Genomic DNA, 591 nt, shown 5'->3' on the forward strand with positions numbered 1-591 from the left:
CCGACCACATGGGTCAAACCCATCCCTTGCGTGACTTAACCTTTTTTATTGCTTATATCAATGAAGATAAAGACATCAGAGCGGTGATATTTGATAAAGACGGCAAAACCATTACCGGTATGTTTGCACTTGCCTTTCAAGATGAAGTTTTTGATAAAAGTTTAATCAGTTATTTTGAGGTTATCCGTCGTTATATGGAAGGTGACGATCAGCAACTAAAAGAAGTTAAAGAAGCCATACGTTACATCTACCCTATACATGAAAAGCGTGAAACCCCACTGATGTCATTTAAGCGTTTGATATTGAACGTAGTACACTACTCTCACGAAAATATGGAGTATCCAAAACGAACTTTTAGGTTTTACCTAGTGATTTTAATTACTCTGCCTTTATTAGCACTGCGCTATGTTGGCCGTGTGATTTCAATGCTGACCAGCTACCGCCATCGGCTTAGCAAAGCTATCGAAGCAGAATGTCAGATCGATCCTAATGACCCTTATGATTTAAATAAACACTTGCCAGAGGGCAACCTTGAACAAAGTAACCAGCCTATTTGGAAGACTGTTGTTTACAGTGTAGGCATTATTATTG

1 protein-coding gene is annotated in these 591 nt (G+C 38.9%); it reads left to right on the plus strand.

The genetic code is table 11. From position 1 onward, the window contains the following. Positions 1 to 591 (plus strand): hypothetical protein (locus tag ACS8FD_RS22775; protein ID WP_439277529.1); only part of this gene is annotated, 591 nt, incomplete at both ends.

The organism is Psychrobacter sp. 1U2 (assembly GCF_051847575.1).